Source organism: Rhodococcus sp. CX (genome assembly GCF_015865005.1).
Taxonomy (GTDB): domain Bacteria; phylum Actinomycetota; class Actinomycetes; order Mycobacteriales; family Mycobacteriaceae; genus Rhodococcus.
Genome location: NZ_JADZGH010000063.1, coordinates 1 through 17,008, shown reverse-complemented (window position 1 = coordinate 17,008; position 17,008 = coordinate 1). Strand labels below are relative to the sequence as shown.

At 65.8% G+C, this 17,008-nt stretch carries 14 protein-coding genes; 12 read left to right on the top strand and 2 right to left on the bottom strand.

What is annotated here, in order from left to right; all coding sequences use genetic code 11:
• From I0Q12_RS06725 to I0Q12_RS35065, 7 genes are all read left to right on the top strand, one after another.
• Window positions 1-1,544 (top strand): hypothetical protein (locus tag I0Q12_RS06725; RefSeq protein WP_307846078.1); only part of this gene is annotated, 1,544 nt, incomplete at its 5' end.
• Complete coding sequence (locus I0Q12_RS06720; protein ID WP_197251203.1) at window positions 1,544-2,362, top strand: hypothetical protein; 819 nt, start codon at window positions 1,544-1,546, stop codon at window positions 2,360-2,362. The genes I0Q12_RS06725 and I0Q12_RS06720, both read left to right, overlap by 1 nt.
• On the top strand, window positions 2,359-3,918 hold the full coding sequence (locus I0Q12_RS06715; RefSeq protein WP_197251202.1) for a peptidoglycan DD-metalloendopeptidase family protein: 1,560 nt from the start codon (window positions 2,359-2,361) through the stop codon (window positions 3,916-3,918). Before I0Q12_RS06720 ends, I0Q12_RS06715 begins: the two co-directional genes overlap by 4 nt.
• A gap of 56 nt (window positions 3,919-3,974) precedes the next feature.
• On the top strand, window positions 3,975-4,565 hold the full coding sequence (locus I0Q12_RS06710; protein ID WP_197251201.1) for a hypothetical protein: 591 nt from the start codon (window positions 3,975-3,977) through the stop codon (window positions 4,563-4,565).
• A gap of 13 nt (window positions 4,566-4,578) precedes the next feature.
• Window positions 4,579-5,175: a hypothetical protein gene (locus I0Q12_RS06705; protein ID WP_197251200.1), complete on the top strand. Its 597-nt coding sequence runs from the start codon at window positions 4,579-4,581 to the stop codon at window positions 5,173-5,175.
• A gap of 73 nt (window positions 5,176-5,248) precedes the next feature.
• Window positions 5,249-6,073, top strand: a complete 825-nt coding sequence (locus tag I0Q12_RS06700) for an SDR family oxidoreductase (protein ID WP_197251199.1) — start codon at window positions 5,249-5,251, stop codon at window positions 6,071-6,073.
• Window positions 6,074-6,114: 41 nt separating this feature from the next.
• The gene (locus tag I0Q12_RS35065) at window positions 6,115-7,110 is read left to right on the top strand and encodes a GAF domain-containing protein (protein ID WP_197251198.1); all 996 of its coding nucleotides are present in this window, start codon (window positions 6,115-6,117) and stop codon (window positions 7,108-7,110) included.
• 307 nt (window positions 7,111-7,417) lie between these two features.
• Here the strand turns inward: I0Q12_RS35065 and I0Q12_RS06690 are convergent, their stop codons facing one another.
• Entirely contained in the window at window positions 7,418-7,849 is a 432-nt protein-coding gene (locus tag I0Q12_RS06690; protein WP_197251210.1) for a helix-turn-helix transcriptional regulator, read from the bottom strand.
• Window positions 7,850-8,850: 1,001 nt separating this feature from the next.
• Here I0Q12_RS06690 and I0Q12_RS06685 point away from each other — a divergent pair.
• The 3 genes from I0Q12_RS06685 (at window position 8,851) to I0Q12_RS06675 (ending at window position 13,142) form a co-directional block, all read left to right on the top strand.
• Window positions 8,851-9,156, top strand: a complete 306-nt coding sequence (locus I0Q12_RS06685) for a hypothetical protein (protein ID WP_197251197.1) — start codon at window positions 8,851-8,853, stop codon at window positions 9,154-9,156.
• Window positions 9,157-10,477: 1,321 nt separating this feature from the next.
• A complete protein-coding gene (locus I0Q12_RS06680) occupies window positions 10,478-10,912 on the top strand; it encodes a hypothetical protein (RefSeq protein ID WP_197251196.1) in 435 nt (144 codons plus the stop codon).
• 244 nt (window positions 10,913-11,156) lie between these two features.
• Window positions 11,157-13,142, top strand: coding sequence for a cutinase family protein (locus I0Q12_RS06675; protein WP_197251195.1), 1,986 nt, complete (start codon window positions 11,157-11,159; stop codon window positions 13,140-13,142).
• Window positions 13,143-13,747: 605 nt separating this feature from the next.
• Here I0Q12_RS06675 and I0Q12_RS06670 read toward each other — a convergent pair.
• Entirely contained in the window at window positions 13,748-14,647 is a 900-nt protein-coding gene (locus I0Q12_RS06670) for an alpha/beta fold hydrolase (protein ID WP_197251194.1), read from the bottom strand.
• 903 nt (window positions 14,648-15,550) lie between these two features.
• On the opposite strand from I0Q12_RS06670, the gene I0Q12_RS32160 reads away from it, so the two are divergent.
• Both I0Q12_RS32160 and I0Q12_RS06660 read left to right on the top strand, forming a co-directional pair.
• Window positions 15,551-16,024 carry a winged helix-turn-helix domain-containing protein gene (locus I0Q12_RS32160; RefSeq protein ID WP_231610152.1) on the top strand — a complete coding sequence of 158 codons (474 nt, stop codon included), beginning with the start codon at window positions 15,551-15,553 and terminating at the stop codon, window positions 16,022-16,024.
• Complete coding sequence (locus I0Q12_RS06660) at window positions 16,021-16,866, top strand: zeta toxin family protein (RefSeq protein WP_197251193.1); 846 nt, start codon at window positions 16,021-16,023, stop codon at window positions 16,864-16,866. Before I0Q12_RS32160 ends, I0Q12_RS06660 begins: the two co-directional genes overlap by 4 nt.
• Window positions 16,867-17,008: the final 142 nt, after the last annotated feature.

Here is a 17,008-nt window from a genome sequence, read left to right as displayed (position 1 = left end):
CGGCGCTCGGCCTGATGCTCGGGGCACTGCTGATCGGCGCACCGCAGAAGGCCCTCCAGATCTCCGACGACACGTTCGGCTCGCTCGTCACCGAGACCCAGGACCAGATCTTCGCGGTTCGCTTCGGCGGCGGAGAGGGCAACGGCACCTTGGTTTCCGGTGGCACCAACCCGCGCGATGTGCTGCTCGACCAGATCTTCCTCGAGGACTGGCGCAAGGGCTGGTTCGGCACCAACTACGACCCGACCGATCCCGCCCAGCTCGGCCCGCGGCTGCGCAATTCGCTGGCGTTCTCCTACGCCGAGCAGCAGCAAGTCAAGGGCGATCCGACGGCTCAGGCACAACTCGCCCAGGACAAGGCCGACCAGTTCAAGGAAATCGTCTCCTCCCTCGAAGAGGACTATCAGCTGTCCTACTACCAGTTTCAGGGCAAAAACTCCGGTCGCGCCGGCACCGGGTTCATGGCCATGCTCAAACTGGCGATGCCCTCGCTGCTGTGGATCGGCGCGTCGGTCCTGAAACTGACCGCACTACTGGCGATCCGATTCGCGGTGCTGTTCGCTCCGCTCTGGATTCCGGTCGCGATCGCGCACGGCGGGTGGCTGTCACGGGTCCTGCGCACGCTGGGCTCGGCCTACCTGTGGGGTGTGGCCGGCGCGGCCGTCGTCGGGCTGTATCTGATGGCGCTGGTCTCGCTCTATGTTCACTCCGGCGGCGACGTCGACGGCACCTGGCGACTGTGGATCCTGGTGCTGCTGACCGTCGCGGGTTGGGCGTTCCTGCGGCCGTTCAAACGGATGTCCCAGACCCTCACGCAGAACCGCGCGTCGATGCTCAACCGCAAGGCACGTAATGCCCAAAAGACTCTCCGGCGGAAGCTGTTCACCAGCGCCGCCACGGCAATCGGCGGACCGGGTGCCGGGGCCGCCGTCGGCGCCGCGCACACCGTGAGCGACCTGCAGAGGCGACGCACCAGCGGCGAGATCGCCGGGTCGGGTGGGGTACCGGTACCGGCCCGCCCGGAAGGCCGGTCCCTGAACAACCAACGTCAGCAGGCCTTGACCAAGTCCCGCGCCGACGCCCGTAAGAGCCAGTCCTCGGGCCCAGCCAACCGACTCGATCAGGCATCGGCGGCGGCCACAGAACGCGACGTCCGCCTCGCGGGTATCGCCGCGATGGCCGGCCGTGATGCGTCCCGCGGCAAGGCCGAGAGCCCGGACACCGAGAAGGCGATGCGTATCGGCGCCACCGTGTGGAAGCGGATCGATACAAGCGAAGCCGAAGAGCAGCAGCTGGATCGGCGAGCCCGCCGGGACCTGCTGACCGCCGGCGTGGGGCAACGCTGGGACGGCGGGGATCGCTCTGCGATCGCACCGATGAAGGTCTACACCCCCGGCCGGCCCCACCGGTCCGGCCGCAATCCGCGAACCGATGTTCTCGCCTCGCCGACGGTTCGTCGACAGCAGCAGCAGGAACCGTCGCAGAACATCCGGGTGTGGACGGCCCCGACTCCGGGATCGCACCGGCAGGATCGGTACAGCTGATGTCGGCATCCGGGCCCAATCCCGTCCTGGCACCGGTACGACGCTGGGTGCTCTACTCACGCGCGCACCTGGCGATCACCATCGCCGGATTCGTGGCGCTGCTCTTCGTCGCCGGCGCGATCTTCGGCCAAACTCCGCCGCGGCCGCCAGCGTCCACCACGGCCACCGAAGTCACCGCCGCCGAGAACGTCGCCCATGCACCGGCCATCACGGCGGAATCGATCACCTACGAGCTCGACGAGGTCACCGAGTCCCAGGTCGCCACCCAACCCACGACGTGGACTGCGACAAGCGCACCGGCCACCGCGATGGCGTACGCACACGCCTTCGCTGATCCCACTGTCTCGGATACGACATGGCTGACGGCTCTCGCTCAATTCACCAAAGAGGCGCCCGACGAGACCCTGGTGTCGGCACGGCCCCGGATCCCGCTCGTGATCACCGGTCCGACCAGCAGTCGCCTCGAGGAACGCGCCGGCACCCGCACGGCACACGTGGTCGTTCCCACCCAGGTCGGGAACATGCAGATCGTCCTCACCGTCGCCGACCACGGGACACGGTGGGCAATCACGACTCCGCCCACTCTGAGCCTGAGCGAGGCCGAGCGCAGCACTGCGACGTCTCCCCCATCCGCCACACCAACCTTCACCACCCCGAACGTGACAACGCCAGCGACATCCGAACTCGGTCTGCCGATATCGAGCCGCGCCGCTCCGCCGGCATCCGCCGGCACCGCCGCCGGGAATCCCTTCCCGGAGCCGGTCCCCGGCCCGCTTCCCATCCCGGAGCTCGACACCCCGATCCCCGGGGAACGATGACCATCGTCGGCGCGGCGCGCGTCCTGATGCTCACCGGTGCTGCGGCCGTTGTCCTCGGGACTGCGGCGTGCGCCCCGGCACCGGTCATCGCGAAGGACCCGTGTCGGTCCGTTCCCAGCGACAACGCCGGGATGGGCTCGGGTACGCGGGATCTGGCACTGCGCCCGTCCGGACCGATCCGCATGCCGGTCGAGCCCGGAACAACCACGTACACCTCGCCGTTCGGTGCGCGCTGGGGGGCCGCTCACCTCGGGGTGGATCTGGCCGGACCCGTCGCTACGAAGATCCTCGCCGCGCTCGACGGTCGGGTGGTCGCCGCGGGATCGGCCGCCGGTTTCGGGAACTGGATCGTCATCGACTCCAATGTCGACGGCAAACCGGTCTCGACGGTCTACGGGCACATGTTCGACGACGGCCTGCGGGTCGCGGCGGGTGATGTGGTGGCTGCCGGGGAGCACATCGGCGATATCGGCAATGCGGGCGAATCCACAGGACCACATTTGCACTTCGAATACTGGCAGGGCGGTCGGTTGCAGGGCGGTGTGGCGATCGACCCGCTGACCGTCCTTCCGGGTATCGCCGACCAATCAGAAACCAGCGGTGATGCTCTCGACCTCCACCGCGACGCGAACATCGAACTCATGGCCTCGGTCCGATCGGCCTCCGACTGCACCGGATTCGGAGCGCCCGGCGCCGGGGAGCTCGCGTTCCGCGCTGCGCCAACCGAGTTCGAGCCGTGGATCAGGCGCGCGGGCACGGTATGTCCAGAGATCGATTCGCCGTTGATCGCAGCGCAACTCGAGCAGGAGAACGGATTCCGCCACGGCCCGAACGCACCGGTCTCCGCGACCGGTGCGACGGGTCCGGCACAGTTCATGCCCGGCACATGGAGCACATGGGGCAAGGACTATGACGGCGACGGCACGACGGATCCGAACTCGATCGGGGATGCGGTGATGTCGCAAGCGCACTACATGTGTGCGCTCTACCAGGAGGTTTCCTCCATTCCAGGGGACCCGATCGGCTTGACTCTGGCCGCGTACAACGCTGGGCTCGGCGCAGTCCAGGTCCACCGAGGAATCCCGCCCTACGCCGAGACACAGCACTACGTCGCGAAAATCACCAACGCCCGTGGGAAATTCGTCAACCCCAACTCTCGCGGCCGTTTCGTCCCGAGTGGCGAACAGGGCGGTCAGATCGTCACGGCCGCACGTGACTACCTCGGTACTCCGTACGTGTGGGGCGGCGGCGGAACCGAGGGCCCTTCCCGTGGTGGGTTCGACTGCTCGGGCCTGACCTCGTATGCCGTGCACGCTGCCAGCGCCGGGAAGGTGACACTTCCCCGCACCTCGGAACAGCAGTGGTCCGTCGGCATCGAGATCCCCATCGATCACGCCCGGCCGGGCGATCTCGTGTTCGGCGATTGGGGACCGAACGGGCCCGGCCACGTGGGCATCTACTCGGGAGCAGGACAGATGGTCCACGCACCCACAACCGGAGACGTGGTCGAAGAAGCCCCCATCCGGGCCGGAATGAAGGCCCGACGAGTGCTGTGAGAACTGCGACATCAATGCTGCCGGGCAGCGCTTTTCGGAAAGGGACGGTAGACGGTATGAGGGCTCGCATGCTGACGCTGATGGCCGTGCTCGCCGCAGTGGTGGGCCTTGTGGCCTACTCCAGTTCACGGAGCAGCGACCCTATGGATCCGTCGGACGGCGCAACCACGACCACCCCGGCGGCCGTTGGCACCCCGGCCACCCCGATCCCGGTGCCGACCGACGCGGCGATCACCGAACCGCCGGCGGCGTCCCGAGCCGCCGAGGACGCAGCGCGTGAAGGGCTCACCGTGGCCTTCACCTGGTTTCCCGCTACCGACGCGACACGGAACGAGGCGTATGGGCGAGCCCGCCGCTGGCTGACCGACGCCCTTGCCGGCCGCATGGTGATGAATGCGACGACCGAACGCGGTCCGGGTGTGCGGTGGACGCACTGGGCGCAGCAGCAAACCAAGATCGTGGCCGAAGTCAGCATCGAATGCTCCGGATGCCCCGCGGACACCGACGACGTCGTCCGGCGGGTGGCCACCATCAAGCAGACCGCAATCTCGGGCGACCGAGCGACCGCGGTCACCCCCGACACCACGGTGTGGGTCGCCGTCGTTCGAGAACGCGATCGCTGGCTCATCGACGATGTCCGCTACTGACTACGGAGAACTTATGAACCGCAAGAGCATTGTCACGTCCCTGATTGCGATCGGCGTGATCGGTGGTCTCGTCGGCCTGACCGTATGCAACAGGGATCGGACGATCACCGAGTCGACGACGAGTACTCGAACCACGACCACCTCACCAACCGATGTCACAGCCTTCAGCGAGGACGACTTCGGTGCCAGCGTCGTACGCGGGTTCGCCGACACCATCGTCGCGACCGTCGAAGAACGCGGAGGTACCCCCGAGCAAGCCGTCGCGGCGTTGGTGGCCAGCAACGCCGAAACAGGCTGGAGAAGCGCTCTCCCCTTCAGCCCACAGGGAGGCATCCGGGACATCTTCGGGTGGCGTTATACCCTTCCGGCCTCAGCAGAGTCGTGGGAGGCCGCGGCCGAGGCCACACAGGTCTTCATGGACGTCGCCGCCACAGTGAGAGTCGATCCCGCGGACCCGGCCGCCTATGCCCTAGCGGTCCAGCGCGCCGATCCTCGTGGATACATCACCGAGGAACGGCTGCTGAAATCAGGAAGGACCCCCGAACAGCACTACTCCGCTGCACTCCCCCGGGCTCAGTCGGCCTACGAGAAGCTGCGTCCTCCCTCCTAACGGCCAGCCGAGGTCCTCCGACGGGTCGGTGCCTCCCCAGGAATCACCGGTCACCACCCGTTAGGTTGCAGCAATGAACAGTCTTCGGGGAGGCGCTGCCGTCATCACCGGCGCAGCATCCGGCATCGGCCGCGAGCTGGCACTACTACTGTCCGAAGCCGGGGTTCCGTTGGCACTCGGCGACATCAACGGTGGCGAGCTGGACCACACGGTGCAGCTCTGTTCGGCCAGCCGTTCGACTCCCGTCTCATCCGCTGTGGTGGACGTACGGGATGAATCATCGGTCGGAGACTTCGCCGACCACACCAGCACCGCCCACGGCCGCATCCGGTCGGTGTTCAATGTTGCTGGAATACTTCACTCCGGCAACATCATTGATACTCCCATCAAGTCCTACGAGCACGTCCTAGCAACGAACTTCTTCGGAGTCGTCCACGGCACGAAGGCATTTCTGCCGCACATTCTCGCCGCCGGCGGCGGGCATGTCGTCAACGTCTCGTCGGCGTTCGGCCTTGTGGCCGTGCCCGGCTATTCCGCCTACAACGCATCGAAGTTCGCCGTCCGAGGATTCACCGACGCGCTTCGTCAGGAGATGCTGATCGCCGGCCACCCGGTGCAGGTGACCTGTGCGTACCCCGGGGGCATCAAGACCTCGATTGCCCGTACAGCGCTCCACACCGACAAGGTCGACCCCGACGCGCTCGCGCGGTCGTTCGACGAGTGGATCGCCCGAACCGATCCGCGGGTGGCCGCCGAGAAAATCCTCGCCGGTGCCGCTGTTGGGCGCGCCAAGGTCCTGATCGGGAACGACGCCCGGTTTGTCGACTTCTTCTCTCGCATCGTGGGAACACGACACCACAGGCCGTTGGCCGCCGCCCTGCGGAGAAGACAGATGTGATAGTCATTTCCGTAGGTACATCCAGTCTCGGGGGGGAAGAGATGGCCAATCCTTGGCTTTTGATCAGTACATTCGGTGGGGCCGAACCCACCCTCATCGGACAGGGGAATCAGCCCAAGTCCTTCGTTCCGCTCGATCGTGTCTTCCGAAGTCGACGCACCGTCAGCACCGCGCTGCTCGAAGTCCAGCAGCTAGTTCTCGACATGATCAATCGCCCGTCTCCGATCGACCACACGGCCACGTCGGGGTCACGGATGGCCGCTATGCCACTTCTGAACTCGGAGGGACGGTTACACGGGCTGCAGCTGTGGCGCGGCAGCGTCGACGAGACCCCGCCCGATCGCGATCCTGTCGGAGCCTGGCATTTCAACCTCACCTTGGGACAGGCATCCGGTTCCGATGACCTCTTCGATCTGTACCGAGTCGCAGAGAAGGACCGTCGATCCACCGTCGCCCAGGCCGGCGCCTTTACCCGGTTGAAGACCAACCTCGACGAGGGCGAGGCTCTGGCGAAGATCCTCCGGTCCGAACCCGGCACCGAGCATCAGGCAGTGTGGACGGTCGTCCGAGACGACGGGGAAGAACGCGCGGCACATTTCTCCTGCCGGATGCTCCGTGAGGGTAAGCACGTGATCCTCCGCGGCCTCACCCACGACATCGGTCCGGCCGCGTCCGCTCACGTCGCAGCCCAAGCTCCGGTCGTTCTCGAGCACCGGATCGTTGAGACGAAGCTGCGTCCCGGCGAGCACCTCGCGTATGTCGATCTCAGGCGCTTGCAGCTCGTCAAATGGCGTGGTGAGCCTATGCCCGGGATCGCATGGGAGAACCTGCCGGAACAGCCCACTCCCGGAATACATCCGGACGACGTACCGGTCGCGCGGCGAATGGTGGACGACCTCGCACACCGGTCCACGTCCGGCGAGATTCGCTTTCGAGCACTCGACGGGACCTGGCGACTCGTCCATCTCGAGGTCTCGTTGATGATGTTCGATCAGCACACGACCGGTGGGCTTGTCACCGCGAGATTCGCTGAGTAGCAGCACTCTTCGTGCACATACTTGGGATGAGTTACATCCACTCGAACGCAATGCCAGGAACATCCGAAGAGTGGGCAAGTTGCTGTTGCGGCACAAGTGCCCCGATGCATAGGGTTCTATGCGCGTGCCCAGTTACCCAGGGAATCCTGCGGTCTGTGCCATCTCCGGACCGTTTGTAGCGCAATGCCTACTTCGGCGTACCCGCATTCCCTGGACCAGGAGACGAATGACAACGGCGGCACCACATCAACCGAGTCGACTGCGACCGAACCGCATTCGCCTCCGCCGCTCCGTGAGCGCAGAAGGATTACGCCGGGGCACCCAGCGGCCGGCTACGCACTCGTTCGTAGCTCGCCCGCAGCTCCGCTTCCGAGATCCCCAGTGCCGCCGACAACCGGCGCGCGGCGTTGTCGGAGAGCGAGATCTCTCCGCGCTCGACACTGCCCACGATCCGGGTTGTCACCCCCGCCGCGGCCCCGAGTTGGGGTTGAGTCATTCCTCTGAGTACACGCCAGTCGCCCGGGTACCGCTCCTCCTCCGGGACCTTGACCAGATCTGCCACGGCGAGGTCGAGGAGGTCCGCCACCTTGGCCAGCAGGTCGACCTGGGGGGACGACTCGCCCAGCTCCCACTTCCGGACGGTGCCCGGATTCATGCCCGCGCTCCTGGCGAGTTCGGCTTGAGAGAGGCCCCGAGCTCGCCGCGCGTTCGACAACGCCTGGGGCTGGAAGCCCCGCATCACTCGTCTGCTCACAGAGCCCCTGCCAGGTACGTCTTCATCGCTAGACACTGTGCAATCTCCTGGATACGATGCGCACACGATGATGTCTACAGAATAATGGTTTTAGAATCACAGAAGGGAAGGTGACAGGTTCCGAGAAGTGAAAGGTCCCCCGGCTGTTGGTAGCAGCCAGGGGACCGTCGACCAACCGATTGTTAGCAGCAATCGGTAAGCCACGAGGTCGCAGGGTTAGCAGCCCCACGGCCTCCTCGCAGTTGGAGACCTGCATTGAACACGTTAGTTGGCGCAGCACGCCTGCGCCTAGCCACTGCACGATCCCGAGGGAACGCATCACGAGTCGAACTCTCCGATCGGGTCCCCCCAGGACCCGTTCAGGACATCCTCTCCACCCACATCCCAGCCGACGACAAGAGGTCCTGCGCGTGCTGCGGGTTCGAGTACACCTTGGAAAAGCCTCTGTGCCCGCTCGTCGCCGCGACTCTCCGGAGACTCGTCGTCACGACGCCGACGAACCCCCTCGCGACTCTAACGCCCGGTAGCCTGCACCGAATCTCACGCGAACACACGGGAACAGGCCGCTGCCGCAGATGTGGATTCGTCTACTCGTCAGAGGTCCGAACGTGCCCGACCGCGCGCCGCATCACGGCAGAGCTGGAGCGACGCGGGCTCGAGCCGTTGAGTCGGCCCGACAGAGCCGTCGGGCTTTGTGCAGGCCGCAGCAATCTGTGGGAGGCGACCGAGACGGACCCGGCGCATTGGCGACGCGCGATGACCGCATGCCGCGCATGCCCTCTGCTCGCACAGTGCGAAGAGCGAGTCGAGGAACTCATCACGCAGAAGACCCCTCCCAGGATGGCAGTAGCCGCTGGAATGCTATTCAACGTCCGCGGTGAAGTTGTTCCCGCCGACAAGGTGATGCAGTACGCGATCAGTCGTGGGCACGTCGCCAAGCTGCGGCCGGGGACCGGCCGTCGACGTGTTCCCTCAGCGGTGGTCGCATGACCGTGACCGCCATAGACCGCGACGGCCGCCGATGGGCCCTCATTGCCATCGACTGTGAGCTACGTGCACGTCTGGTGCACGGCTCGGCAACGCCGGCACACCTGGAACTATCCGAGCTCATCAATACGTTCGGACCGCTTGTCCTCTCCCCCGCTCGTCGTGCCGACACCGTCGGTTACGCCGCGTTCATCGACACCGTCGATCTCGTTGCATCCGACCCCGCCACAGCCTCGGTCGAATCCATCGACCAGGTGGCTCGATTCGCACGCTCGATTGTCCTTCCGGGCGGGCGCGCGCGCTGACGCGGCGCCCGGTTGCCGCCGCGCGCTGCCGGTGATCACCGACTGGCCGCGACGAGCTGAACGCTGTTCCAGCGCACCGATAGTGGAGAAAGTACACAGCACCGAGTGACCGACTGAGCAACCTCGATACAGGATCCAACTTCACAGCGCAGACCCAGAGACACAGACTCCGAAGGGGGTTCGGCCGAATCCCACGGGGAAGACCCGCCAAGGTCTTCCCCGTCTCGGAGCGGTCGACTCGCCGACGATCACGCTCCTGGGTGGGTGACGGAAGCGCCAACTTCCGACACTCGAACTGCATTCCCCGAAGGGACTTACCGTGCCAGGTACGTCTCAGGGTAGCGCATACCCTGTTTCCTGCTCTATCAGAACATCATTCAACCCGGATGTGTCGCCCGAAACCAACAGTGACACCTCCTCCTCCTCGATTCTCTGGCCCGACGACGGTGCGTCCCGGGGTCCCGCGGCGGATCTCCAAGTCGACAGCGATTCCACCGATACCGACGAAGCCGCGGTTACCGCCCTTCTCGCAACCCAACCCACAAAGTCGCGATCGTTCTCCCGGCCGATCGACGACGGCGTTGCCGCCCGAGTGCCGACGTGGCAAAGCCGCGCGCGATGGCTGACCATGTGCGAGTGGATCGTCACGAACACCGATCGGGGGCGTACGGCATTGCGCCGGTATGAAATTGCACTGTCTACGTTCCTTGCCGCCTGTGCGGCACACGCGGCCGTCGCCGAATCGAGTACCGGGCGCCGGGTAACCGCAAGCCTGGCAACCCTTCAGACCCGTTCGGGACTGTCGAAGGATGCGCTGCGACGAGGCCGCAGGGTGATGCGCGAGCTCGAGCTCGGCGTGGAGTTGGCACGCGGGAAACTACTCGACCGGATCGAGCGTGAGGCCGCCGCCCGTCTGCACGAAAAGATCCAGGGCATACGCCCGGACCGCCCCCAGCGCGGCGCAGCAAGCGTATGGGCGCTGTCGTCTCCACGGTGGGCAGTCGAGGCAATGCCCGAACACGAACCTCGGAGGCCGCCCTCACGCCGACGACACCGCACCGCGATACGGCGGCCGGTACCGACAGCGTCCCGCCCCTGCTCCGCACCCCAATCCTTCAGGGGTTCTTCCAGACGTGAATCTTCCGTAGGGAAGAACTCACCAACGCGCGAGCGCGCGGGCTCAGGAACATCGACAGTGTCTCCTCGCTCGATCAATCTCCAGCGGGCAGCGGCCGTTCTCGTCGATCGAATCCCCGCACTGCGGTCGGTGGTCGGACCCGATCCCGCACTGTCGACAGGGCGCCACCGGCACGTTGGGGTTGTGTGCGACCTGCTCGTACACGTCGGGATCGACACCAGCCGATGGACCGGGATCGACATCGTCGACGCCCTCAACCGGAGCACGGCGCAGCGCGGCTGGACATGGCCGACGTCCGCGGCCATGAGCTCGCCCCTCGGGCTGCTGAAGTGGCGACTGAGTCGGATCGATTGGTCCGGTCCGTCGCCGACGCAGAACGCGACCGCCGGCCGTGGCTGCGATGGCGAATCGCCCGCCGACATCGCCGACCGCCTGGTCAAGGCTCGGCGGGCAGAGATTGCCGCCTTCAATTCGTCGACGCGGACCGCTCCCCCTGCCTCGGCAGAGCACCGGAAGGCGATGCGGGAGGCCTTCATCCAGGCTCAGACGCGGCGGCGCCATCGACCGTCGCAGGGGTCAGTTCCGGCACGCAGACAGCGCGGCAGAGTTGCCCTATGAATATCCCCGCCATCGTTCGGGATTCTCCCCTCGATCGCTGATGGCCACTGCGGCACGCGTCCTCGCCAGCCGATAGCCCCGCAACCTCGCGGTCGTCGGCTCCTGCGAGTCCCGAAACACGCAGAGTACCGCTGGTCAGAGTGCATAAACGGATCCGCAGGAAGGGGAACACCCCCCTTTGGGAAAAAGCCGTAGTAGGTGAATGTAAGTACCCATGTGTTCCTTCCGGTCATCGAGGTGCCCTATGCCCGCCAGACGTTCGAGATCCCGCCGCACGGTCGCACTGATCGCCACCGCGACCGTCGCCGGCAGTGGCGTCACGCTCACCGCTCCCGCGATCGCCAACGCAACCCCGGCCAGCTGTGCAGCAACGTTCAACCTGTTCATCCCGGGCACGTGGGAGACCGACGAGAACGCCGACCCCGCCCAGCCGGTGGGAATGCTCAAACCCGTTGCAGACGCACTGAAGAGCGAGCACGGCAGCCGGGCACAGGTATACACGCTGCCGTACATGGCGCGAGCATTCGACAACGGGCACACCTACGCCGACAGCAAAGCCGACGCCGTCTCCAAAGCCAAGCAGGTGCTGACGAACATCGCGAACTCCTGCCCGAACACGAAGTTCACGATCGTCGGCTATTCGCAGGGCGCCGATGCCGCGGGCGACATCGCGTCCGACATCGGCAACGGCAACGGCCCCGTCGACCCCGACCGGGTGCTCGCTGTCGGTCTCCTCGCCGATCCCGGTGCCGGAACGAACGGGTCGGCGACCGTCGGACCCCGTACCTCGGGACAGGGCATCGCCGGTCCCCGCTCGCAAGGGATGGGCGCACTCTCCGGGCGCGTCGCCTCGATCTGCGATCCGGGCGACCTGTACTGCTCGATCGAGAAGGGAGCGAGCCCGCTCCTCGGCTCCCTCGGCTCGATCCTGAGCAAGACCCCCAGCACCAGCGACACCACCCCAGCCGACGGCAACAGCTCCCTCGCCACCGCACTGACCTCGGACTTCTCCGACGCCGACCTGCCCGCCCTCGGATCGAATACGACAGCCCTCGGCCAACTGCTCGCCGCACCGACCGTCGATATCCGACAGGTCGCCGCAACCGCGACATCGATCGCGAATACCGTTGCGGCGCTGACCGACCTGATCGACTCCGGTGCCGCCGACCCGGCCGCGAACAGTCAGCTCGCAGCCGCACCACTCGATTCCGCCGAACGCAACGCCTCCGACGTCCTCACCCGGGCAACGCAATCCGACCTCGACCAAGCGCTCCGCACCGCCACCGACCTCGCCGAAGCCGCACACGCACTGACCGGTGGTGACCCGCCAACCCTGCCGGGGTCCACTCCGGAGATGCAGACCCTCGCGGCGACCGCACACACCCTCAACACGCAGATCGCGCCGCTCGCCTCAACCCCCATCGACGCACTCACCTCGGCCACCGGCGTGCTGTCGGTCCTCAAGCCAACGGTGGTGGTCAACCAGGTCCTGAACGTCGTCACCGGTGTGACCTCACTCGACATGCCCGGCATCCTCACCAACCTGACCCTGCTGCCACACAAGGTCGCCGCGCTCGACGCCCACGGCGCGCACCAGATCGCCGGCGAGCTGAACAACCAGTTCGCCCCGCTGGTAAAGATGGCCGCCGCCGTCGACTTGAACTGGGTCTCGCAGGTGCTGGCGATCATCCCCGATCCGTCCGGAGCGACCCGGATCGCGGCGCTCGTCGCATCGATCCTGGCGAACGTCGACGTCATCCGCCTGGCCAATATCGTCGGTCAGATCCAGGAAGTTGCCTGGTCGGCCGTCGAGAAACTGCTACCCCCACCGGGGCAACACCCCGATCCGCTCGGCGCCGGCGCAGCTATGACCGGCCTCGTCCCGGTCGGCCTGGACCTCGCATCCGTGGCGATGAACATGCTCTCGGGCACGGCCACCAAGACCTCGCCTGAGCTATTGGGCAAGCACGCAAACGTGGTGTCTACCGGCATCACGGCCCAGGCCGACACCCTGGACCTGCCGCAGCTGTCGAACTTGCTGCTCGAGCTGTCCCGGTCGCAGGGCGCGGAGGATCTGGTCTCCCTGGTCGGTGAAGGACTGGGCGCCGTGAGCTTTTTCACCTCCGGTGCCCACACCAATTACAACGCTCTCGTCGTCGACAATGCCGGCCGCAACGCCATCGAGTGGCTCTCGGATTGGCTCAACCTTCAGATCGGACATGCCCTATGAGCCCCCGGGCCCACAACCCCGCCGCGCGCTGGACCTGGTGCACCATATGCCAACACCGCGGCTACCACACCCGCGGCGACGCGAAAACCGTCCGCAAACGCCACCCAGGCGAAAAGGGCATGGCCGTGTACCCCTGCCCTCATACCCCGGGCCTGTTCCACCTCGGCCACCGCCCCGACGCACTCAGTAGAGGAACGATCGACCGGGATCGCCTGCGGGTGCAGACCATACAGGACGCCGGCATTAGACGACCAGGACACATCCGCTCGCAATGACCACAGGCGACGCCGCTTTCCCTACGGCGCGTCCAGCGTGCACCATCACTGAGCCACGGCACGTCAGCAGGAAGCGCGTGAGGAATACACCGCCGTTGATGCGTCACCCCAGGAGAGTGTGGGCATCGCTGCGGAAGCCCACCGATCCGATCCTCCCGTGCAACGCTGCACCATCGGCCACCGTGAACGACTTCGACATCCAACTCTGTCCTTGCAGCCACTCCCTCGGGATTTTCCGGAAGTACCACTCGACCAAAGTAACTCGTGCTGGCCCGGCCTCGACTCGACCGGTCGAGGCCGTGCCCGGCTACGCGCGAGCGCTTCGATGAATCAAGGACGCAGAGCGATGACCTCGTCGTCGAGAAATCCCCTCAGCCCGCCGCTGAAGACATCGTTGTCGTCACCGGCGACCATATGGCCGGCCCCGGACACATCGACCAATTTCGCGGTGGGGATCAGCTCCAGCAACTCCTGGGCACCTGCCTCGCTGACCACATTCGATTGCTTGCCACGAACGAGCATCGTGGGAACGGTGACCGCGGCGGCGGCATCCCGAGCGCGTTCGTAGCGCACGATCGAGTCCGCTTGCCTGGTAGGTTCGTCGCCCTGGCGAAGGAACCCCGGATCCCAATGCCAGAACCAGCGACCATCACGCAGACGCAGGTTCTTGCGCAGCCCGTCCGGGTTGGGCTTGCGGACCCGGTTCGGGGTATACGCCGCGATCGCCGCCGCAGCGTCGTCGAGGCTCGCGAAGCCGTCGAGTCCACTGCGCATGAAGGCCATGATTTCCGCCGTACCGCTGGTTTCGACCCTCGGTGCGATATCGACCAAGACGAGACCGCGAGCGAGATCCGGGTTCTCCCCTTGCCCGATCAACGATGTCATCCCGCCCATCGAGGCCCCGACGAGTACCGGCTTCTCCCCCAACTCGGCGACGATCGAGGTCAGGTCGGCGACCAACGCATCGATACCGTAATCCCCGTCCGGCGCCCACTGGCTCTCTCCATGCCCGCGTGCGTCCACCGCGACGGCGGACCACCCGCCCATCGCGAGGTTGCGCCCGGTGTTCCGCCAGGAATGTCGGGTTTGCCCACCGCCGTGCAGGAGCAGGACCACGCCTTTCCTGTCGACACCGGATCCGCCGACCCCCTGCGACGGTGGATCCCACCGGTCGGCGGCCAGTGCGACCCCGGCGCCACGGAATTCGGTCTGTGTGACCCTGGGATTCATCAAATTCCTCACCAAACATTATCGAGTCGAGCATTCTCCACCATGGTGCACCATAGGGTGAACAATGGTTCACCCCGCACTCGGTACACAGGTCGCTTCCGGTCGCTTGCCCAACGAAGGCCCGGACTGCAGAAGTCGCCGTGCTCGGAGCGCCTGTCGCTCCGGCCTGCCTGGTGGATGGGCAGCGGCGGCGGCATCGTCGAAGGCCGCACGCCGTCGGATTTGTTCCGGCGGCGCATTGCTATGTTCCATGCCTGCACACACCCGGCCTGTTCCACCTCGGCCACCGTCCCCATGTGCTGAGCAACGGAGATATCGACAGGACTCGTCTGCGGTCACAGGCCATACAGGACACCGCCGGTAGATGACCAGGACACATCCGCTCGCAGTGAACACACGCGACGCCGCAGCGGAGCGGTACAGAGGCAACTCCCACGAGGACACCTCCCTTGAGGTTTCCTGGATTCCTTTGGCAGCCTGTGGTTTCAGCTTCTTCTCATCGGTGTCGGTGGCGGAAGCAATCACAGACCGACAGCGGACACGCCGCCGGTGACGGTTCCCGTGTACAACGCCTGCGCCCTGCTCGAGGTCATGTCGGACCCCTGCGTCCCCGGCCTGCCCGCCACGCATCCTCACGAGATCATCGACACCATAGTCACCACAATTGCCGAGCGCGCCGACGCACGCCTTACCAGCAGCAGCTGGTGCGCCTGGCAAACACCTGATCACTGCTCCTCGGCGTTGAAGACCTGCTCCCACGGCGCGGGGTCGAGCGTAGCGGGAGTGCGGTAGACCAACCGCTGGTTGGCCAGCTCGGCTTCGCCCAGAGACGTTGGAGGGACCAGGAAAGAAACCGTCCTGCTATCCTGAAGTTGATTCAACTTGAATCAACGAGGTGGGTAAATGAGCACCATGGACATCTCCCGTGATCGGGCAGCTGCTGAGCTGGACGAGGTCGCCGCCCGATTGCGCCTGGACAACCGTGCGCTGCTGCGGGTCGTAGCGCGCGCTCACAAGGCCGGGATGCGGCAACGTGCGATCGAGAAGCATCTCGACGTCTCCCAGGCCACCGTGTACCGGTTGCTGCGTCAGACCGCCGAGAACCCCAAGATGCTCGAACCCACCCCGGCCGAGATCATCGATCAGCGCACCGCCGGGCAGATCAGCACCGAGCAGATGATGGAGCAGCTGCTGAACTGGAACTTCACCTTCGGCACCGTCCCGAAAGTCGGTGGTATCGCCGCCGACGCGTACGAACCCGGCAGCTGGGACGAGGTCGAGCGCGCCTTCTACCGCGGCCAGCTCACCGAAGACGAACTCGCCCGGCTGATGGACAAGAACAAGGACAAACTCGAACAGGCCGCGCGTTCTGCGTGAGTGATTTCTCCTCGTCGCGCGAGGCGGTCGCCGCGCAACTCGCCGACCTGTCCGCACCCGACGCACCACTGAACACCGACTCACCACGCAACACCACCCGGCTGTATGCCGTCTCGGTCCGCCGACGGGTGCTCCGCAAGACCGTCATCGACCGGTACCGCGACTCGACACCCATGCCACCGCGGGAGGGTCGCTCGGCGCTGATCACCGCCGGACCGCCCGGGGCGGGCAAGTCCACACTGCTCAGCCGGCAGATCGCGGATCTGCAGGACTATCGACGTCTCGACGCCGACGAGGTCAAAGACCATCTGATCCGCCAGGCCGTCACCGACGGAATCTACGGAGACCTGCTCGAGCGGCCCCTCGCGGACGGCCACCCGATCGCGCCACGCGAGCTCGCCGCGTTGGTCCATCACGAGTCGACCGCGCTGATCGATCAGATTCGCCGAATCTGCACCGACCGGCAAGAGAACGTACTCATCGAAAGCACCCTGCGCTGGCCCGACCACGGCCAGCATCTACTGGCCGAACTCGCCGCAGCCGACTACACGAGCGTGCGGGTCATCGGAGTCGAAGTGCCACGCGCGCTCGCCCACGAACAAGCCCTACAGCGATGGTGGACAGTCCGCCAGCAGTGGACACGCGGACAGGACGAGCTGGGCGGCCGCTACACCCCACCTGCAGCCATCGATTCCTGCTACCCCACCGCAGGCCAGCGGTCGATCTGCGCCGACAACGCCGCAGCACTCACCCACCACCCCGCCTCGAACAACCTCGAAGTCACCGTCACCATCTACCACCGCGACAACAACAACAATCCCATCCCACTCGACATCGGCTGATCACCAACCCACTGTTTCCCCGTATAGGGCGTGTGGGCACGAACTGCGATGTCACCCTGTTTGTTCAGCCTTGCGACATGAGCCGATGGAAGACGATAGAGCCCCGTGGAGTGGTGGACTTCGGATCAGGTGCGAAATCGCG